This is a genomic window from Aquisphaera insulae (assembly GCF_011064615.1).
Lineage (GTDB): Bacteria > Planctomycetota > Planctomycetia > Isosphaerales > Isosphaeraceae > Aquisphaera > Aquisphaera insulae.
In genome coordinates this window covers 1-19,815 of sequence record NZ_JAALJH010000013.1, presented here as the reverse complement: position 1 = coordinate 19,815, position 19,815 = coordinate 1, and the positions used below count along the sequence as shown (strand labels likewise).

At 68.5% G+C, this 19,815-nt stretch carries 15 protein-coding genes; 5 read left to right on the top strand and 10 right to left on the bottom strand.

Going from position 1 to position 19,815, the window contains the following annotated elements; genetic code table 11:
- The 9 genes from G6O54_RS09980 to G6O54_RS09940 form a co-directional block, all read right to left on the bottom strand.
- Positions 1–849, bottom strand: coding sequence for a CheR family methyltransferase (locus tag G6O54_RS09980; protein ID WP_165224338.1), 849 nt, complete (start codon positions 847–849; stop codon positions 1–3).
- A gap of 16 nt (positions 850–865) precedes the next feature.
- Positions 866–1,372, bottom strand: coding sequence for a chemotaxis protein CheW (locus G6O54_RS09975; RefSeq protein WP_165224116.1), 507 nt, complete (start codon positions 1,370–1,372; stop codon positions 866–868).
- A gap of 103 nt (positions 1,373–1,475) precedes the next feature.
- Entirely contained in the window at positions 1,476–3,350 is a 1,875-nt protein-coding gene (locus tag G6O54_RS09970; RefSeq protein WP_165224114.1) for a methyl-accepting chemotaxis protein, read from the bottom strand.
- Positions 3,347–5,815 carry a chemotaxis protein CheA gene (locus G6O54_RS09965; RefSeq protein ID WP_250846798.1) on the bottom strand — a complete coding sequence of 823 codons (2,469 nt, stop codon included), beginning with the start codon at positions 5,813–5,815 and terminating at the stop codon, positions 3,347–3,349. Before G6O54_RS09965 ends, G6O54_RS09970 begins: the two co-directional genes overlap by 4 nt.
- A gap of 30 nt (positions 5,816–5,845) precedes the next feature.
- Positions 5,846–6,187 (bottom strand): Hpt domain-containing protein, encoded by a 342-nt coding sequence (locus G6O54_RS09960; RefSeq protein ID WP_165224110.1) that lies wholly within the window; start codon positions 6,185–6,187, stop codon positions 5,846–5,848.
- A gap of 277 nt (positions 6,188–6,464) precedes the next feature.
- Positions 6,465–6,830, bottom strand: coding sequence for a response regulator (locus tag G6O54_RS09955; protein WP_165224107.1), 366 nt, complete (start codon positions 6,828–6,830; stop codon positions 6,465–6,467).
- Positions 6,831–6,878: 48 nt separating this feature from the next.
- Positions 6,879–7,175 (bottom strand): STAS domain-containing protein, encoded by a 297-nt coding sequence (locus G6O54_RS09950; protein WP_250846797.1) that lies wholly within the window; start codon positions 7,173–7,175, stop codon positions 6,879–6,881.
- A gap of 160 nt (positions 7,176–7,335) precedes the next feature.
- Entirely contained in the window at positions 7,336–8,505 is a 1,170-nt protein-coding gene (locus G6O54_RS09945) for a PP2C family protein-serine/threonine phosphatase (protein WP_165224101.1), read from the bottom strand.
- Between the two features lie 206 nt (positions 8,506–8,711).
- Positions 8,712–9,824 carry a ferrochelatase gene (locus G6O54_RS09940; protein ID WP_165224098.1) on the bottom strand — a complete coding sequence of 371 codons (1,113 nt, stop codon included), beginning with the start codon at positions 9,822–9,824 and terminating at the stop codon, positions 8,712–8,714.
- 363 nt (positions 9,825–10,187) lie between these two features.
- Between G6O54_RS09940 and G6O54_RS09935 the strand changes: the two genes are divergently transcribed.
- Positions 10,188–11,183 (top strand): tetratricopeptide repeat protein, encoded by a 996-nt coding sequence (locus tag G6O54_RS09935; RefSeq protein WP_165224095.1) that lies wholly within the window; start codon positions 10,188–10,190, stop codon positions 11,181–11,183.
- Between the two features lie 21 nt (positions 11,184–11,204).
- Positions 11,205–12,245, top strand: coding sequence for an RluA family pseudouridine synthase (locus tag G6O54_RS09930; RefSeq protein ID WP_165224092.1), 1,041 nt, complete (start codon positions 11,205–11,207; stop codon positions 12,243–12,245).
- 102 nt (positions 12,246–12,347) lie between these two features.
- On the opposite strand, the gene G6O54_RS09925 is transcribed toward G6O54_RS09930, so the two are convergent.
- Positions 12,348–15,344 carry a CRTAC1 family protein gene (locus G6O54_RS09925; RefSeq protein WP_165224089.1) on the bottom strand — a complete coding sequence of 999 codons (2,997 nt, stop codon included), beginning with the start codon at positions 15,342–15,344 and terminating at the stop codon, positions 12,348–12,350.
- A 500-nt stretch (positions 15,345–15,844) separates the two neighbouring features.
- On the opposite strand from G6O54_RS09925, the gene G6O54_RS09920 reads away from it, so the two are divergent.
- From G6O54_RS09920 to G6O54_RS09910, 3 genes are all read left to right on the top strand, one after another.
- On the top strand, positions 15,845–16,282 hold the full coding sequence (locus G6O54_RS09920; protein WP_165224086.1) for a hypothetical protein: 438 nt from the start codon (positions 15,845–15,847) through the stop codon (positions 16,280–16,282).
- Between the two features lie 138 nt (positions 16,283–16,420).
- Positions 16,421–17,452 (top strand): DUF1559 domain-containing protein, encoded by a 1,032-nt coding sequence (locus tag G6O54_RS09915; protein WP_165224083.1) that lies wholly within the window; start codon positions 16,421–16,423, stop codon positions 17,450–17,452.
- Positions 17,453–17,686: 234 nt separating this feature from the next.
- Entirely contained in the window at positions 17,687–19,657 is a 1,971-nt protein-coding gene (locus tag G6O54_RS09910) for a sulfatase (protein WP_165224080.1), read from the top strand.
- Positions 19,658–19,815 lie beyond the last annotated feature (158 nt).

The following is a 19,815-nucleotide window of genomic DNA, read 5'->3' as shown; positions in this document are numbered from 1 at the left end:
TCATCCCTCTCTCTGGTAGAGCGACGGCGAATGCTTCCGGAGCGTGGCCGGGAGCTGCGGGAGGATCTCGCCGTTCCCCATGATCAGCCAGCCCCCGGGCCGGAGGTGATGCGAGAGGCGGTCCAGCAGCACCAGCCGTTCGTCGTCGGAGAAGTAGATCGAGACGTTCCGGCAGAAGATGACGTGGAAATCGCTGGGCAGGGCCCAGGTCGGCTGGCGAAGGTCCACGTGGCGGTACTTCACCAGGTCGCGGACCTCGGGCACGACCTTGAATGAGCCCTCGCGAGGGCCTCGCCCGAGCATGAAGAACCGACGGAGGCGAGCCGGAGAAACCCCCTGGACGTCGCGTTGGGTGTAGACCGCGCCGGCGGCCGCCTTGAGCATTTCGAGCGAGAGGTCGCTCGCCCAGATCTCCACCTTGGCCAGGCCGTGCGGGGGCAAGGTCTCGGCCAGGGCCATCGCGATGCTGTAGGGCTCCTGCCCGGAGGAGCAGCCCGCGGACCAGATCCGGATCGTCGTGCCGGGCGCCTCCTTCTGCCAGGCGGCGATCTGCTGGGAGAGGAAGGTGAAGTGAGCGGGCTCGCGGAAGAAGGAGGTGTGATTGACCGTGCTCAGGTCCACCAGCAGTTGGGTACCCCAGCCGGTGGGATCCACCCGCAGCACCTGCTCGTGGAACTGGGTGAAGCTCTGATAGCCCTTGCTCTGGAGCCGCGACCGGAGCCGGGCCTGCATCAGCCCCATCCGGTGGGTCTCGAGCGAGATCCCGATCTGATGGCGGAGGAATGCCATGATCGGGACGAAATCCTTCTCCGACCACGGATCGGGCTCAAGGGGCGAAGGTGGCAGCATTCCCGATGACGCCACTTTAAGCTCCCTCGCCATTCAGCCGCGACAAGGCTGAGAAGACCCGGTCCACATCCAGTACGAGCAGAAAGGCATCCTGGTGACGGATCAATCCGCGGACGAACGGCGTTGCCTTTCCAAGTCCAAGCTGCGGTGAGGGTTGCATCTCTTCAGGGGAAAACTCGAGGACATCCGAGACGCGATCCACGACCAGCCCGGTGACTCTCGAGTCGTTGCCCGCCTCGGTCTCGACGATCAGGACGCTGGGCGACTTCGAAGGATTGGCGTTGGCCACAAGTCCAAACGGAATACGCAAATCATACACTGGGACCACGTGACCGCGAAGGTTGATCACGCCCAGGAGCGATTTCGAGCCGCCGGGGACCTCGGTCATGGACTGGACGTCCAGGACCTCCTGGACCCGCATCACCTCGAGGGCATAGCCCTCCCCCCCCAGTCTAAATATGACATAGGACTCCGCCCGATCCCGCTCTTGCTCGAGATTTGTCTCGGTTGCGTCGTTGACCATGCCGGGTCCTTCATTCTCTATCAGCAACCGTCCGGACTTGCGAAGACGTCCGGGCTCGACAAGGAAGAACCAGCGTTAGCGGGCGGTCGACCGGCCCCCTAGCTTACGAGAATCTCTCAAAGTTTTCGTCGTCATTCATGTTCAGGTCGACGAAGACCCCTCCCTTCTGGGGGAGTTCGAGGGGCGGCGAGCCATGAGTCGGCGGCGGGGCGGGGTGCGAGTTCCCTCCCGCCGCGGTGTGCGCCGGTCCAGGCTGAGGATGACTCGTGCCGTCCACGGGCTTGGTGAGCGAGGGCATCGGGGAGGGGAGCCGGGGGATGTGGAGTCTCTGCGGAGCCCGGCCCGGCGGCTTTCCCAGGCTCCGCGACGGCGGCCTGGGCGGTGGCGGGGCGCTGAATCCGCTCGCCGAGGGGTCGAGGTGAAAGAACTCGACCTTGTGCTGCAGGCCGGAGGACTGGGAGGCAAGGTCCGTGGAGGTCGCCGCCAGCTCGGCCGCCGCCGCCGCGTTCTGCTGCACCACCTCCTCCAACTGGCGGACGCCGATGTTGATCTCGCGGATGGCCGCCATCTGCTGCTGGGACGCGGCGGCGATCTCCGAGATCAGGTCCGAGGTCGCCCGGATCATCGGGACCGTTCGTTCGAGCAGGCCGCCGGCATTCTCGGCGACGGAGACGCTCCGCTTGGCCAGGTCGCTGATCTGCTGCGCGGCGGCCTGACTCCGCTCCGCGAGCTTGCGGACCTCGCCGGCCACCACCGCGAAGCCCTTGCCGTGGGTCCCGGCCCGGGCGGCCTCGATGGCGGCGTTCAGGGCCAGCAGGTTGGTCTGGTAGGCGATGTCCTCGACGACCAGGATTTTCTGGGTGATCTCACGCATTGCGGCCACGGTCTCGTGCACCGCCTCCCCGCCCCGCTCCGCCTGGCCGCTCGCCTCGTTGGCGGTCCGCGCGGTGTCGCGGGCATGCTGGGCGTTCCGGGCCACCGAGGCGTCCACGTTCGACAGGCTGCTGGCGATTTCCTGGATGGTCGCCGCCTGCTCCGTGGCCCCCTGCGAGAGCTGCTGGGCGCTCGAATTGAGCTGGCTGCTGGCGGTCGAGACCGACGAGGTCATCATCCGGATCTGGCTGATGACCTCGGAGAGGCGGGTGACGACCTGATTCGTCAGGGTCGCCACCTCGCCGAGCTCGTCATTGCGCTGGACGTTCGTCCGCAGGTCGAGGCGGCCCTGATGCAGCGCCTCGGTCACGTCCTTGATCTCGACCAGGGGCCTTACGAACCACCTGCCGAAGAGATAACCGAGGACGCTTGTGATCACGAGAGTGGCCAGCAAGATCAGCGACATCGTGATCTGATTGTTGTAGATGATTTCGTAGGCCGTGCTCCTGGGGACGGCCACCAGCGTGTAGTAGCCTCGCCCTGCGTTGTTGGCGCGTTGCGCCGAGTAGACGGGCGAGTAACCGACGATCTCCGAAGGAGACGGTGGGTCCTTCCGCGCGCTCAGCTCGCGGATCCCGGTCGAAAGCCCGATCTCCTCCGCCATGCCCTGGTACTTCCGGTCCAGCTCGGTCTGCGTCTTGCTGTTCCCACCCGTCTTGTTCTGCTGGAGCAAGACCCGATCTTTCGGATCCACGACGAAGACCATCGCATTCTCGAGCTTCGCATTCCCGATCGTGTTGGTGATGTGCGTCTCGAGGTCCGCCTGGTCGTCGGCGGTCAGCTCCCACTTCAGGGAGGCGGGCTCCGTCGGCTTGGATGCGGCAGGCTCCGCCGGCTTCTCGCCCCTGCGGGAGAGCTCGGCGTTCTTCTGCATCAGCAGCCGGGCGTGCTCGCTGATGGACGAGGCCGCCACCTTGATGAGGGTATTCTGCCGGGACATGAAGTCCTCGGCGGAGTAGTACGTGAAGGCGGCGATGATGAGCGCCGGGATCAGCCCGAACGCCACCAGGGCCACGGTCGCCTTGGTTCCAATTGAGAGTTTCACCGAAAGACCTCCGCCCTCACGCCAAAGGAGGGCGTGGAATAGCCACCTTGATCCGCGACGAGCGACTCGCTGACGACGGCGGACAGATCCAGGATCAAGGACACGCTCCCATCACCCAGGATCGTCGCGCCGGAGTATCGATTCAAGCCCTGCATCCCCTCGCCGAGCGACTGGATCACGGCCTGCACGCGGCCGACGAGCCGGTCCACGGCCACGCCGACCCGCTGGCCGGCATGCCGCGTCAGCAGCAGCTCCTGCCGCCTGGGGACCTGCCCGTTGCTCCGGAAGAGATCGCGGAGCGAGACCATGGGGACGAGCTCGCCCCGGACCGACACGCACGGCCGCTCGCGGGCCAGCGCCGGGCCCATCCCGCTGAGCGAGACGCACTCCTCCACCTGCGTGAGCGGGACCACGAACTTGCTCTCGGCCGCCTCGATGAGCAGGCCATCGATGAGCGCCAGGGTGAGGGGGAGCCGGAAGACGAAGGCGGTCCCCTTCCCCGGCGTGCTCTCCACCGACAGGCTGCCCCGGAGGGCCCGGATGGAATCGCTCACGACGTCGAGCCCGACGCCCCGGCCCGAGAGCTCGCTCACGTTGTCCCGGGTCGAGAAGCCGGGCTCGAAGATCAGGTTGACCACCCGCGGATCGTCGGGCGATGTCCCCGGCGGGATCAGGCCCTTGGCGATCCCCTTGCGGACGATCCGCTCGCGGTCCAGGCCGCGGCCGTCGTCCTCCACCCGGATGGCCACCCGGTCCCCCTCGTGGCCGGCCGTCAGCGTGATCTTGCCGATCCGGGGCTTTCCCCGCTCGACTCGCTCCCCCGGCAGCTCCAGCGCATGGTCCACGGCGTTGCGGATCAGGTGGACCATGGGGTCGCCGAGTCGCTCGATGATGGTCCGGTCGAGCCGCGTCTCCTGGCCGACGATCTTGAGGTCGATCTCCTTGCCCGACCGGTCCGCCAGGTCCCGGACCACCCGGTGGAACCGCGAGAAGAGCTCGTCCACGGGGACCATCCGGAGCTCGAGCGTGGTGTCCCGGATCTCCCGGCTGACCCGGTCCAGGGCCTCCAACGCATGAGCCCACCGCGCCACCCGCGCGTCTTCCCGCATCCCCTGGAGGTTGTCGGACAGGACCACGAGCTCACCGGCCAGCCCCACCAGGTCATCGAGCTGGATCGCGTCGACCCGGATCCGGGCGTGCGGCCGAGAGGGGGGCGTCACGCCGCCGGCCTGGGGCGAAGGCGACGGCCGTGAGGGGCCCGAGGCCGCCGCCGGCACGGCCGGTCTCACCGGTTCCAGGACCTCGGGGATCGGACTGCGGCCGCTTTGGCTCCCGTTCGAACCGTGCCCCGGGGCCGGGGCGATGCCCGTGGGATCGGGGACCGGGGCCTCGGTCGACGCCGGTCGATAGGGCACCGCCACGACGGGCTTCTCCGCCGGTTCTGCGTCCAGGGGCCGGAGGCTGCCGTCGGCCAGCCGCTCCGAGATCGCGACGGTGCAATCCTGAGTGACGAAGAGGAAGACGTCCCTCAGCCGTTCCGCGTCCGCGTCCGTCTCGACGTCGATCGTCCAGGACAGGTAGCACCGCTCGGGATCGATTTCGTCCAGGACCGGCACCGCATCGGGGTCGGTCGTGATCGTCGTCTGCCCGAGCTCCCTCAGCTCGTCGAGGACGCCGAGCGGGTTGACGCCCCGGCGCATCGTGTCCGGGCCCGGGGTGAGCTGGATCCGATATCCGACGACGCGTCCTTCCGCGGCCGGAGCGGGCGTTGCCTCGGGGGCCATCCCCTTGACGCCGGCCCGACGGGTGCGCGGCTTCTTCTCGTCCGTCGGCTTCTTCTCGGCCGGCGGCTTCTTCGTACGTCGGCTCGCCGCCTTCTTGACCGGAGCGGGGCTCGACGGCGGCTCGACGGCGGCGGCATCCGGTGGTGTGACCGGCGGCCCGGCGGCGGCCGGCATCGGCACCACGGGGCTGGGAGCGTCCGGGGCCGATTTCGGCTCGGGGACGCTCTCCGTCGGTTTCTCGGCCGGCGGGGCCGCCGCGAGCGCAGGCGGGGACGCGGCCGGGGCCGGCTGTGACGGTGCTCCCCGGCCCTTGAGGAGGGCGGCGACGCGTTCCATCAGCTCGCCCGAGGCCGGGACGGCCGCGCCGATGGCCTCGCCCTCGACCATCGCGGCGAGGTGATCCCTCGCCTCCAGGAGCGTGGTGATGATGTCGGAATCGACCGCCAGGTCGCCCGAGCGGATCCGATCCAGGACCGCCTCGATCCCGTGCGTGAACCGGGCGATCTGATCGAGGCCGACCATCGCCGCGGCCCCCTTCAGGCTGTGGGCCGCCCGGAAGGTCCGGTCGAGGTGCGCGCGGTCCCCCTGCCGGCGCTCGAGATCCATCAGGCCCTCTTCCAGGCCGATCAGGAGCTCGCGAGCCTCCTCGTAGAACATCTCCCGGAACTTGTCGTCGGCCATCGCCAAGGCGAGGTCCCTTCACGATTTCTACTAGGGGTTGCCGAACCGCGTCTCCTCTTCGTCGATCAGCTCCGCCAGGCGGACTCGCTGCTCGTCCAGCGACCGCGACGTCTCCTCCCCCCAGGAGAGACTCCCGGTCCGGAGCTGCCCGAGGACCTTTTCCATGGCGAGCGCCTGCTCCGAGATGGCGGCGAATCCCACCATGGCCGCGGCCCCCTTCAGGCTGTGCGCGGCGCGGTAGACGGGGTCCCATCGCCGGGGCTCATCGCCGGCCGGTCCGGCGCCGGAGAGCCCCTTCTCCAGAGCTTCCAGGAGCTCCCGGGCCTCCTCGAAGAACATCTGACGGAACATGTCGCTGCTGCCACCGCTCACCGCCTTCGCCTCCCTCGCAGCCGTTACGATCCCGCGGACCGGTCGGTTCGATCTGCCCGCGTTCGGCGCTCTGCCGGGCGAGGCCTGGCGCACCACGCCAACCTCGCAACTCTACACGACAAGATGAGGGGAGAGCGGCCCCGCGACCAGAAACTCGAAAAGAGCCGGCGGCGGGGGCGCCTCCGGCCGCAAGTCAACGCCTCGGAGTGCCGGAGCCCCGAGCACACCGGCCCGAAAACGGCCATCGTCAACTGTACCAATGAATAAGAGCCGGTCGCTAGCCCGGGAGGACTCGACGAATCCAGCGGCGCAGGTGGTTGGGATCGATGGGCTTGACCATCCATCCGGTGACGCCCTGCCGCCGGTTCGGCTCGTACTCGTCGGGCTGGTGGCTGGACAGGACGAGCACGGGGAGGAACCGATGCTCGGGGAGCTCTCGGACCGCCGCGACCAGGGCCAGGCCATCCATGTTCGGCATCTCGAGATCGGTCAGGAGCAGGTCGCAAGGGGTGTCCCGCAGGAGCCGGAGCGCGGCCTCGCCGTCGGGGACCGAGTAGACCTTCACGTCCAGCTCGCCGAGCTGCTGGGAGACCCAGTGCCGGACCGCGGCGCTATCATCGGCATGGACGACGGTCTTGCTCATAGCCTCGATTCGTTGGGCGGTGCCACGATCCGTGAGCCGCGTCTGTCTTCACTCCGATGCGGAAATGAGCCACTCGCCGAGCCCCGATCGCTCGGCGATCTCGGTGCAGGTCCTGGGGACCTTGAGGAATCGGATGACGTTTTTCTGGCTTCGGGCGGTCTGGACGGCGGAAACCAGGAGCTGGAGCCCGGTCAGGTCCCACTTGCCCGTCTCGCCGAGGTCGATGGCGAGATCCTGACCCGAGGCGAGGGCGTCGCGCAGCACGACGCGAAGGGCCGCCGCCTCGTAGATGGTGGCCGGGCCGTCGATCGCGATGCTCTGCGGTAATGGGCGGTCGACGGCCAAGTGAAGGCTCCTCCGCTCCCTTCGGAGCCGAGTTCGGGAGGCCTTTGGACCAGAACACTGAGGTGAGCTGCGCGCTCCCGAGGTCGGGCTCGACGTCGATCCACCGCCCCGGGTTCGATGCCGCATCAAGATTCTATCACGCGGGACACGGCCTGGCGAGTCATCCCCGAGCAGGACGCTGGAGGACGATGATGTTGATGTCGTCGGCGGGACGGCCGGGGGAGGTGTGCTGGTTGAGTGCCTCATCCAGCCGATTGAGGATCTCGGTGGGGTCGGAGCCGTGGTGCGACTGGAGGACCGTCATCAGGCGCTCCTCGCCGAACAGGACGTCGCCCGGATTCATCGCGTCGGTCAGGCCGTCCGTGTAGATGATCAGCGACTCTCCGGGCTCCAGCCGGTCGGAGGCTCCGGCGGTCCCGTCCACCATGCCGATCCCGAGCATCCCCGGGTTGGAGTCGAGCGTCCGCGTCCCGTGCGGCCCGATGACGATGGCCGGCGGATGCCCGACGCCCGCATAGCGGACCAGCCCCGTGTCCTCGTCCGCGATCAGGTAGAAGCCGGTGCAGAAGTAGCCTTCCGGGAAATACTGCTCCGTGGCCAGGTCGAGACCGGCGAGCAATTCGCCCGGCTCGAGCACGGCCAAGGACAGGGTGGCCGCCAGCGCCTTCACCATGCCGGAGAGCATCGCCGAGTTGACGCCGTGGCCGGAGACGTCCGCGACCAGGATCCCCAGCCGATCGTTCTCCAACCGATAGAAATCGTAGACGTCGCCGCCGAGCTGATTGGCGGGCGTGTATCGGACCGCGACCTGGAGCACGCCCCGGGGCTTGGGGGGACGCGGCATCAGGGCGAACTGGACCTTGCGGGCGAGGTCCAGCTCGAACGTCAGCTTCTTGTGGGCCGCCTCGAGCTGACGGTTCCGCTCGGCGATCTCGGCGGTCAGGTCCGCGTTCCGGAGCGCCGCGCGGATCCGCGCGAACATCTCCTGGACCTCGTCGGGGCTCTTGGGCTTCTGGATGTAGTCGTCCGCCCCGGCCTCGAGCCCGGCGATCTTGTTCTGCACCTCACCCAGGGTGGTGAGCATGATCAGGGGGATGGTCCGGAGGTCCTTGTCCTTCTTCACCTCGCGGCAGACGCCCGCCCCGTCGAGCTCGGGCATCTCATAGTCGGTGATGATCAGCTCGGGACGGGGCTCCTCGCGCGCCTTGACCAGGCCGTCCATGCCGTCGACCGCCGTCCTGACGTCGTAGCCTTCCCCCTTGAGCATCATCCCCAGCATGCGACGCATGGTGGAGCTGTCTTCGATCAGGAGAATACGACGCGCGGCCATGTCCCAGTCTCCACGAGTCTCGCCGATGATCCGCGCCGCGGATCATCCGCCGCGACGGCATCGCCCCGCGACCCCGCCCATCCGGCAGCGACGCCATGATACGACGACGACGGCGGATTTCGCTAGTCGGGGATGTCGGGGGGGCCCATGCCCGGGCCCCACTCCCGTCCACCGGCCTCCCGCACCTGCGGGGGCGCGGACCTCACTCATCCCTGGGAGGATTCGACCCCGGCGGTGGCCCTGGCGGGCCGCGACGGCGGGGGACAGCAATCGACCGGGCAGACGTCGTGATCGGGGCCGAATTGCCCGAGCGATCGACGCTCGCCCGCCGGCATGCACGCGATCCGCTCGCAGATCAGCTCGCGGATCATCCGGACGAAACCGCTGTGGGTCCCCACGGTCCGCGACCGGATCATGGGCAGCGAGATCGCCTCGCAGACGACCCGCGCCTCCTCGTCCAGGTCGTAGAGGACTTCCATGTGATCGGACAGGAAGCCGATGGGGTGGACGATGACCCCCGGCGTCCCCTCCGACTTCTTCCCTCGGAGATGATCGAGGATGTCGGGGCCGAGCCAGGGATCCTGCGGGCGGCCGCTCCGGCTCTGATAGGCCAGGCTCCAGCCGTCGCCAGCAAGCCCGAGCGCCTCGGCCACCAGCCGGCAGGACTCCGCGAGCTGCTCCTCGTAGCGCGAGGATCGCGCCATCGACTCCGGGATGCTGTGGGCCGTGAAGACGACGTGATAGCCCGGCCGCTCCTCGGGCTTCAGCTTCGCCAGTGCCTCTCGGATCCGGTCGGCGTTCGCCGCGATGAAATCGGGATGATTGTAGAAGACCCGGACCTTGTCGATCGCGGGCGAATTGGGGCCCGCTTCGTCGCGCGCCCGAAGGATGTCCTCTCGATACTGCCGACAACCCGAGTAGGAGCTGTGGGCCGCGAGCACGACCGCCAGGGCCCGACGGATGCCGGCGGCTTCCATCTCCCGGATCGTGTCGGCCAGGAAGGGATGCCAGTTCCGATTCCCCCAGTAGACGGGCAGGAGGACCCCGTGACGCTTGAGCTCCGGCTCCAGTGCCGCGATCAGGTCCCGGACATGCGCATTGATCGGGCTTCGGCCCCCGAAGTGGTCGTAATGCCGGGCGACCTCCTCGAGCCGCTCCCTGGGGACGTTCTTCCCCCGGGTCACGTTCTCGAGGAACGGCATCACGTCCTCGCCACGCTCCGGCCCCCCGAAGCCGACGACCAGGACCGCATCGTAGGTCGCGACGTCGCGAGGCTCGCTCGCGTCACAGTACTCGGTGATGGACAAGGCGCGATTCATGCGTGTGTCACCTCGCGATCGTTTCGTCTCCCGGCTCATTTTGCGAACCGAGGCGAGGAGTCCTCAACCCCAGATGTCTCGCGATGCCGGTTCGCAACCCGTCGTATTGACGCAAGGCGCAATGAGGCTTGCAGTTCATCCACCGCCGGGGACGTTGCCGTTCGTCGACACGGCGACGATTCTCGATCCGGGGTGGAGCCCTCGCCTTGGAACCGGGAGACGATGAGGGTTCATGCCCAGGACGACGACATGAGCCCGGCTTGACCCGGCACGCAACCAGGGATTATCATCCTGTTTTGATCTAAGCCTTTGAGGGATTGGCCGGTTGCGCGGGTCGTCGCGGCCGGGGGTGGGGTAAGCAGGATGAAGAACGAACCGGCGCACGCCGCGGGGACCACGAAGACCATTCCCGCGCGGCATCAATTCGAGCACGAAACGCCGACCCAGATCCATCATTCCGAAGAGGAGATGATGATCCTGGCGCGGTGGACCAAGCATGCCCTGGAGAACCCGACTCGGTTCTGGGGCACGATCGCCGCGATCGTCATCGGGCTCCTCGTCCTGGTCGTCGGGGCTTCGGTCCTGTCGGGCGGATCCTCGGCGAGCTCCGAGGTCTGGTCGAAGCTCGAGGCCGCCAAGTCGCCCGCCGACAAGGTCAAGATCGCCGAGGATTTCCCCCAGTCGCCGGCCTCACTTTGGGCCCGACTCGAGGCGGCTTCCGACTATTACAACCAGGGCGTCCTGGACCTGCCGAACAACAAGGACGTCGCCCTCCCCACCCTCAAGAAGGCCCTGGACAACTTCAGCGAGGTCGCCAAGGACGCGCCCAAGGACTCGCCCCAGGCCAAGACCGCGGCCCTCGGCAAGGCGCGGGCCCTGGAGGCTCGCAACGAGCTGTCCAAGGCGATCGAGCAGTACCAGCTCGTGGCCAAGACCTGGCCGGAATCGCCGGAGGGAATCCGGGCCAAGGACCTCGCCGCCGAGCTCCAGAAGCCGGAGACCGTGGCCTTCTACAAGGAACTCTACGCCTACGTCCCGCCCAAGGTCACGCTGCCGCCGATGGGCTCGCAGAACCTCGACTTGCCGCTCATGCCGTCGCCGGCCGGGCTCCCCGAGTCGAACTCCACGGGCACGGGCACGACGCCATTCGCTCCCTTCGTCCCTCCCCCGCCGCCCGCGGACGTCGAGAAGAAGGCGGACGCGGCGAAGCCGGCCGTCGAGGCGACTTCCGGCCCGGCGCAGGCGATCCCCGAACTCCCGTTCGACCCCGCCGCGAAGCCCAAGGCCGGGGCCCCGGTCCCGACCCCGGCCCCCGATCCGACCAAGCCCCCGGTCCCGGTGGAGAAGCCCAAGTCCTGATCCCGGGCTGGCTGTCACGCCATGGGTGAGTCCCCGATCTCCGTCGAGCCGCAGGAGTTCGAGGTCCGCCCGCGGACCGACGGCAAGCGGATCGATGCGTACCTCGCCAGCCGCTACACGGATTACTCGCGGAGCGTCCTCCAGCGGATCATCGAGGCCGAGGCCGTCCACGTCAACGGCAAGGCCGTCAAGGCCAGCTACAAGGTCCGCGCGGGGGACCGGGTCCGGATCTGGCTGCCGGAGCTCCCCGATTCGACGCCGGTCCCCGAGGACATCCCGATCGAGGTCGTCCACGAGGATCGGTGGCTGACCGTCGTCAACAAGCCCCCCAACATGGTCACCCACCCCGCGCGAGGGAACTGGCGCGGGACGCTCGTCAACGCCATCCAGTTCCATTACGACAACCTCTCGACCGTCGCCGGCGAGGACCGCCCCGGGATCGTCCACCGCCTGGACCGCGACACCACCGGGCTCCTCGTCGTCGTGAAGGACGACGCGGCCCATCGCCGCCTGGGCCTCCAGTTCGAACACCGCGAGGTCCACAAGGAATACCTCGCGATCGTCTACGGCGAGCCCGGCCGCGACAGCGACTACATCGAGAAGGCCATCGGCTTCCACCCCGTCACCCGCGAGAAGATGGCGATCCGTCCCGAGCAGGACGGCGGCCGACCGGCGCTCACGTATTACGAAGTCGTGGAGCGGTTCCGGGGCTACGCGCTCGTCCTCTGCAAGCCCCGGACCGGCAGGACCCACCAGATCCGAGTCCACCTGGCCCACATCGGCCACCCGATCGTGGCCGACCGGGCCTATTCGGGCCGGGCATCGCTCTCGCTCCGCAACCTGATCGACGACCTCGCACCTCGCCCCGGCGACGACCAGGACCTCGAGCAGATCCTCATCGATCGGCAGGCTCTCCACGCCGCGGCCCTCCGCTTCACCCATCCGGCCACGGATCAGCCGATCGAGCTCTCCGCCCCCCTGCCCCGGGACATGGATCAGACGCTCCAGGCACTCCGGACTTACCGATCCCGACAAGCAGCCGCGAAGGAACGCATCCGATAGGACACATCATCAGGCTGACGGATCGAGATCGAGAGGCCGGAGCCCATGGGGCGTGTCGCGTGAGGATCGAGTGCGGACCCGCCTCGTGCCCGCCATGGATCTTCACCTGTGCTCATTGATCGACAATCTCCCGGCGGCCGGCGCCGGGGCCGGCTCGAGGGCCAGCTCGCCCTCGCGGCAGCGATAGACCCGGTCGGCCGGGACGTCGCGGAAGGTGTCCAGGAGGCCGGATGGCCAGCGGATTTCGAGCCGATCGATCCGCGTCGACTCGCCGAGTCCGATGTGGACCCGGGGATCTCCGGACGCGAAGACGCTGCCGCCGCCGAACCGCTGGGTCGCCCGGCGAATGCCGCCGGATTCGACGACGATCCGGGCCCCCACGCCGTCCCGAACCGACTTCGTCCCCTCGAGCGCGAGGGTGACGGAATGGCCCCCATCGGTGCGGTTGTGGAGATAGACCAGGGGCTCGTTGACGGCGACGAGGAGGGCGTCGAGTCGGCCGTCGTTGTCGAGGTCTCCGACCGCGAGGCCGCGGCCGATGTGCGCGCGCTGGAACGGCGAGCCGGCCTTCTCGGTGACGTCCGTCATCCACCCCCCGACGCCGCCGAGCAGGAGCTGCGGGCGCATCTCGTACGGGACCTTCGGCCGGTAGTCGTTCACGTGCCCGTTGGCCGAGAGGACGTCGAGCCGTCCATCGTTGTTCGCGTCCAGCAGGGCGAGCCCGAACCCGAGCCGGGTGCGGCTGGGGGCGGTCAGGCCGACGGCATCCGTGTGGTCGACGAACTGGCCTTCGCCCAGATTCAGGAACAGGGTCGTGGCCTCGTCGTGGAAGTTGGTCACCGCCAGGTCGACCTTGCCGTCGCCGTCGACATCGCCGGCGGCGACCCCCATCCCGGCCTGGTTGCTGCCGTGGGCATTGCAGGCCACCCCGGCGAGCAACCCCCGCTCCTCGAACCGGAGCCCGCCGCGATTGTGGAACAGGTAATTGGCGGAACGGTCGTTGGACACGAAGAGGTCCAGCCGATTGTCGTCGTCGACGTCGACCGCGATGACGCCGAAGCCCCGGCCCCCCTCGTCGACGATGCCGGCCTCCGTGGTCACGTCCGTGAAATGGCCGCCGTCGTTGCGGAAGAGGTGGTCCGGCAAGGCATCGAATTCCAGGGGGTCGCAGCTCGTATAGGCGGTCCGCGCCTCGTTCTGGCAGAGGCGAGGTCGATCGGGATCCCAGCGGAGGTAGTGGCAGACGTAGAGGTCGAGGTCGCCGTCGTTGTCCAGGTCGGCGAATGCCGCGGAGGTGGGCCAGTCGCGGTCGCCGCCCAGGCCGGCCGCGCCGGTCACGTCCTCGAAGGTCCCGTCACCCCGATTTCGATAGAGGGCGTAAGACCTCCAGCGGGTGAGGAAGAGGTCGGGGTGGCCGTCGTTGTCCACGTCCCCGACGGCCACCGCGTGCCCATACCCTCGCGACGTGCCGGGCAGGCCCGCCGACTCGGTGACGTCCTCGAACGTGCCATCACGTCGATTCCGGAAGAGTCGGTCGCCGGCCTCGCGCGCGTCCGTCCCCTTGCCGTCGGAGGCCGATCCGCGAGGCGGGAAGGCTCCTCCCTGGAGGGCGAAGACATCCAGCCAGCCGTCTCCGTCGTAGTCGAGCAGGGCCACGCCCCCGCAGGAGACCTCCGGCAAGGCGTGGAACTTGGTCTCTCCGTTGCGAAACACGTGGGCGAGCCCGGCGCCGGCGGCGGCGTCATCGAAGCGTGCCTCGAGGCTCGGCGGCGGTGATGAGGACGGCCGGACCTTCGATGGCCCGGGGGCGGCGTCCCCGCCCCCGAGGTCGGTGCCGATCGCCTCGGCCAGGGTCCCCGTCGCGGTCCCCGGGACCGCGACGCGAGCTTCCAGCCTCGTCCGGAGCGATCGCATGTCGTCGCGGTCCGGCTCGCTCGCGAGCGCGATCGCGGCGAAGGCCCTGGCCTCGAACCACTCGCCCACCCGCTCCGCCAGGTCGGCAAGCTTCGGGGCGTCGCGCAGGGGCTGGTCCCGGAGGAGGACCTCGCGGAACTGCTCGTTGAGCTTGTCGACCTCCGCCTTGCGCCGGCGGAGCGCCTCGGCGCGGGCCGGTTGCCCTTCGCGGATGGCCAGCGCGGCGAGCCGCTCGGGCAACGAGGCATCTCCGGGCTCGAGCTCCGCCAGGGCCTCCAGATGGACCCTTTCGGCCGCTGGGTCGCTCCGCCGAGCGGCGATCCATGCGGCCAGCCGATGCCGCTTCGCGGGCCCCGCGATCGAGGCGGGCAGGCGGCGCATGGCCTCGAGGGCCTCGGCGAGGTTCCCGGTCGCGACCGCCAGCTCGAGCCGGCTCCGCCAGGCCGGAATGTCGTCGGGCATGGCCCGGAGGCACTCGTCGAGGCTCCGGCCGGCCTCGGCGAACGCCCCCTGGCGGATCGCCAGGTTGGCTCGCCCCAGGCGGAGCCGAGGGTCCTCCGGCGCCAGCCGCTCGGCCCGGTCGAGGAAGCTCCGGACCGCGTCCACGGAGGCCGAACCGACCCTCATGGCGAAGTGGAGTCGGACCATCTCGACCCCCTCCTGCGAGCCGCCGCGCCCGAGACGATCGAGCGATCCCCAGTTGGCCTCGACGAGCCGCCGGGCCTCCTCGATCCGGCCCTCCTGCCAGAGGAGCGGCGTGAGCAGTCGTCGCAATTCGAAGCCGTCGATCCTGGGATCGCCGAGCGCACCGTCGAGGAACGTCTCGGCGTCGAGGAGCCGCCCGCGATCGATGAGGATGGACGCCCTCCCCGCGATCGCCGGGGGGGCGAAGGGCGAGCCGGCGGGGACGCGAGCCCACGCTCGATCCGCCGGATCGGGCCGGCCGCGAGCCTGCTCGCAGAGGCCCAGCAGATAGCACGCCTCGTCCTGGTCCGGATTCGAGTCGAGCACCGGCCCCAGGGCTCGGATGGCCAGGCCGTGACGCCCTTGCTGGATCAGCCGCCGAACCTCGGCCAGATTGGCGCCGGTCCGCCAGGCTCGTGCCAGACGCCAGCCTCCGAAGAGGGCCCCGATCAGCGAGGCGGCCAGCAACGGCCAGATCCAGCGGCGGGCGGGCCGGGGCATGGGCACCTCGATCTCCGTGCATCCGGGCGGATGCGGGACGCGACTCGTTGGCGGCGGGTGTCGGATGAGGGGAATCAACTCGAATTCGGCCGCTCCCAGGGGCGATACGATACCCCAAGTCCGGCCTCCTGTCGAGGCGTCGAGCGAGGGGTCCGGGGCGTCGCCGTCGGCGGCGAGGGCCCCCTTCGTGATTCGGCCGATGGCAGATAATAATGGAGACATCATTATAACGAGTCGGGATTGACTGTGCACTTGCACGCATGATCTTGATATCCTTCTTGATTTTTTCGCTTTTTCCTTGAGAGTTTCCGGTTCATGCATTAAGAAGTGTCGTCGTCCCTGGACGATACCCTCCCCCAGACGTACAAGAACCCTCCCCGGCCGACGACCTCCCCATCTCGGCTCGACGGCACCCTCACCCTACCTACCTAGGGAGAATGAATGTTCGACCGCGCCCGTCGCGCCTCGGGCCGTTCTCCACAGTTCCCTGGAGTGTGCAAGTGACTCTGCGTCCCAAGACGTGTGCCAGACTCCTCATGGCCTCCCTGCTCTCGCTCTCGATCGGGTGTTCGGGATCCGACGACGGCCTCCCGCGCGAGGCGGTCAGCGGGACCGTCACCCTCGACGGGAAGCCGCTGGCCAGCGGCACGATCAGCTTCAGTCCGAAGGGCGGCGGCACCGCCGGCGGGGGGGACATCAAGGAGGGTTCGTTCTCGATCGCGCGCGAGGTCGGGTTGTTGCCGGGCAACTACGGGGTCGCGATCTACGCGTCCGACCGGCCGGCCGGGCAGGAGCGGCCCAAGCAGGCCGGCGGCCTGAAGGAATTCAAGGTTGCCAAGGAGCTGATCCCCACGAAGTACAACTCGGAGTCCAAGCTCACGGCCGAGATCAAGAAGGGGGGCGGCAACAGCCTCCAGTTCGCGCTCGAATCGAAGTGACCCCGGATCCGTAAGACACCCGCCGCCCCTCTCTCCCTCGGCCGCGCGACCCGGCGCCGTCGTTCGAGGCCGGCGCATCGCTCGCCCCGGGGCCCTTCCTTCGTCCTAGCACCATCACTAATCGACCCGAGGGACATTATGTCGCCCAAGTACCGGACACGAGCCTTCACGCTGATCGAGCTCCTGGTCGTCATTGCGATCATCGCCGTCCTCATCGCCTTGCTACTGCCCGCCGTCCAGTCGGCCAGGGAAGCGGCCCGGAGGGCCCAGTGCATCAACAACCTGAAGCAGGTCGGGCTGGCGATGCACAACTACGAGAGCGCCAACAGCAGCCTGCCCCCCGGCGTCAAGGGCTGCTGCTGGGGGACCTGGCTCAATTTCGTCCTCCCGTTCATGGAGGGGAACAACCTGTTCAACGCTTACAACTTCGTCGGCAACAACCGCTACGAGGACCTGGGCATCCAGAACGGCCAGTTCCGCTACGCGGGCGCGGCCAACACGACCGTCACCTATTCGCACATCAGTGCATACCAGTGTCCCAGCGATCCGAACATGAACAACCTGCCGAACGGCTCCGGGATCACCTGCCACAACTACGTCGTGAATTTCGGCAACACGATCACGACCCAGCCCTCCATCTACATGCTCAACGGCAACAAGGTCCCGTTCCTCGGGGCCCCGTTCACCCAGATGGGGGCCCCTGATTCGGACATCGCCTCGGGCAGCCAGCAGTCGACCGCGGCGGGGACGGTCAAGCTCTCCGCCATCACCGACGGCCTGAGCAACACCCTCATGACCTCGGAGATCCTGATCGGCAGCGGCTGGAACCTCCACGGCTTCTCGTGGTGGGGCTACGCCCCGCAGTTCACGGGGCTCTTCCCCCCCAACTCTTCCCAGCCGGACGTCATGCAGGGCGCCAGCTACTGCAACTCGCCGAACACCAACCCCCAGGGCGTCACCTGCGTGGGCGCCACCGGATCGGTCGACTCGTCCGGCGTCTACACCGGCCTCGGGATGATCAACATCCCCCGCAGCCGGCACCCGGGGGGCGTCAGCACCGGCATGTGCGACGGCAGCGTCCGGTTCGTCAAGAACTCGGTCAGCCAGCAGATCTTCCAGAGCCTGGCCAGCTCCAAGGGGGGCGAGGTCCTGAGCGCGGATGCCTACTGAGCCGGCGGCCGACGGGCTGCCCGCCGGGGCGGCCTCGTCCGGCCCCCCCTGATCGTCCGGCCGACGGACCCCGGATCTTCCCGGGGTCCGTCGGCCTCTCTCGACCCCACCTCCCACCCTCGCCGGGCCCGTCTCGATCCGGTCGCGCGACTTGACAACCCCGGCCCCGATTCCCGAGGATCCGCGGTTGAGTCCGGCTTTTCGTCGCCTCCTGGAATCCGCGGGCCGCCATCGATGTCGACCGAGATCACCACGGACGTCCCCCTCGACGTCCCCCCGGGCACGCCCGCAGGCCATCCCGACGCCCCCCCCGCCTGGCACCTCCTCGTCCTCTCGCTCTGGTGCGGCCTGGTCTCGGGCCCGCTCGAGCTCGGGGCGATTTTTGTGCGCAAGCACCTATTTGATATCAACCAATTCTACTGGATGAGCCGACATTTCGTCTGGCTCATCCCGGCGACGAACCTCCTGATCTTCGTCGCGCTGGGGGTGGCGGCCTGGGGACTCGCGCGGACCGGCCGGCGAGGACGATGGCTGGCGACCCGGCTGGTCTGCGTCCTGGCCGTGCTCGGCCCCCTCTGGGCCCTGCTCACGAGGATTCACGCCCTGGCCGGGCTCCTCCTCGCGATGGGGATCGCCGCCCGGGTGGTTCCCGCGCTGGAACGCCGCGGGGACTCGTTCCGTCTGCTCGTGACGATCAGCCTCCCGTTCCTGGTCCCGGTCGCGCCCCTGGCCTATGCGACCGTCCGCCTGGGCGACCACCTGCGGCTCCGGGGCGAGGCCGCCCGGCCGCTGCCGGCCGCCGGCTCGCCGAACGTCCTGCTCATCGTGCTCGACACCGTCGCGGCGGAGCACCTGAGCCTGCACGGCTACGAGCGTCCGACCAGCCCGACGCTGGAGGGCCTGGCGAGGCGGGGAGTCCGATTCGACCGGGCCCGGGCGCCTTCCTCCTGGACCTTGCCGTCGCACGCGAGCATGTTCACGGGCCGGTGGCCCCACGAACTCTCGGTCGGGTGGCTCACGCCCCTGGATGGCGGCCAGCCCACGCTCGCCGAGCACCTGGGCTCCCGAGGGTATGCCACGGCCGGATTCGTCGCCAACACTTTCTACTGCGGCTCCGATTCGGGGCTCGCCCGGGGCTTCACGACCTATCGCGACTACATCTTCCCCCAGCTCAGCGGCTTCAAGCTCGCGGCCCTGGTGGACAGGCCGGTTGAGGGACTCCGCGCCCTTCATCAATTCCTGCGGGATCGGACGCCATTCGCCCCGTTCGCGAGCCTGATCCAGGCGTTCGACGCCGGGTTTCGCAAGCCCGCGTCGGCCGTCAATCGCGAGTTCCGCGGCTGGCTTGCGAGCCGACCCCGGAAAGACCGGCCGTTCTTCGCGTTCCTCAACTACTACGACGTGCACTATCCCTACCAGCTCGCCGATGGCGGCATCCATCGGTTCGCGGCCCGTCCCCGGACCGATCGCGAGCTCGACCTGATCGAGCGGTGGAAGGCGGTGGACAAGTCGACCCTCTCCGAACAGGAACGGACCTTCGCCCGGGACTCCTACGACGATTGCATCTCCAACCTGGACGAACAGGTCGGCAGGCTCCTCGACGACCTGGAGCGGAGCGGCCTGCTCGAGTCAACCTGGCTGGTGATCACCTCGGATCACGGCGAGAGCTTCGGCGAGCAGGCCGGGATCTACCTCCACGGGACAAGCCTGTATCAGGCCCAGGTTCACGTCCCGCTGCTCGTCGTCCCGCCCCTGGGAAGCACGGCCCCGGCTCGTCGCGTGATCGACCGCAACGTCAGCCTCCGCGACATTCCGGCCACCATACTCGACGTGCTCAACCTCCGGGCCGGCTCCCACCTCCCCGGCGAATCGCTGGCGGGATTGTGGGCCGACCCGGCCACCTCCTCCGGCGACCCGTCCCCGGCGCTCTCGGAGGTCGTACCCACCAACCCCGCCGACCCCGATCCCGCCCGGATGCTCGACGACCGGCGGGCCTGGTCCTCCATCGCCGACGGAGACCTCCTGTACATTCAGGTTCGTGACGGCTCGACGCTCCGCGAGGAGCTCTACAATCTCCGCGTGGACCCCGGGCAACTCCGGGACCTCTCGCGGGACCCAACCTTCCGACCGTCGCTCGACGCCTTGCGGGAACGCCTAGAACAGGCCACGGCCGGGCCGCTCACGCCATCGCGATTCCGACTCTAATGCTCTGTCACAGCGTGACTTTCGGGTTGGCAGCGGGACAGGCAGGAATGCCTGTCCTCCGAAACCTCCGACACACCTGGCTTTGAACCCGTGGGACAGACATTCCTGTCTGTCCTGCAACCCGAATTCTGAATGTTGGCAGACCACCAACACCGAAA

Coding starts and splice junctions, on each gene's coding strand:
- G6O54_RS09980 (WP_165224338.1), bottom strand. CDS start 849: ATGCTGCCACCTTCGCCCCTTGAGCCCGATCCGTGGTCGGAGAAGGAT.
- G6O54_RS09975 (WP_165224116.1), bottom strand. CDS start 1,372: ATGGTCAACGACGCAACCGAGACAAATCTCGAGCAAGAGCGGGATCGG.
- G6O54_RS09965 (WP_250846798.1), bottom strand. CDS start 5,815: ATGGCCGACGACAAGTTCCGGGAGATGTTCTACGAGGAGGCTCGCGAG.
- G6O54_RS09955 (WP_165224107.1), bottom strand. CDS start 6,830: ATGAGCAAGACCGTCGTCCATGCCGATGATAGCGCCGCGGTCCGGCAC.
- G6O54_RS09945 (WP_165224101.1), bottom strand. CDS start 8,505: ATGGCCGCGCGTCGTATTCTCCTGATCGAAGACAGCTCCACCATGCGT.
- G6O54_RS09940 (WP_165224098.1), bottom strand. CDS start 9,824: ATGAATCGCGCCTTGTCCATCACCGAGTACTGTGACGCGAGCGAGCCT.
- G6O54_RS09935 (WP_165224095.1), top strand. CDS start 10,188: ATGAAGAACGAACCGGCGCACGCCGCGGGGACCACGAAGACCATTCCC.
- G6O54_RS09930 (WP_165224092.1), top strand. CDS start 11,205: ATGGGTGAGTCCCCGATCTCCGTCGAGCCGCAGGAGTTCGAGGTCCGC.
- G6O54_RS09925 (WP_165224089.1), bottom strand. CDS start 15,344: ATGCCCCGGCCCGCCCGCCGCTGGATCTGGCCGTTGCTGGCCGCCTCG.
- G6O54_RS09915 (WP_165224083.1), top strand. CDS start 16,421: ATGTCGCCCAAGTACCGGACACGAGCCTTCACGCTGATCGAGCTCCTG.
- G6O54_RS09910 (WP_165224080.1), top strand. CDS start 17,687: ATGTCGACCGAGATCACCACGGACGTCCCCCTCGACGTCCCCCCGGGC.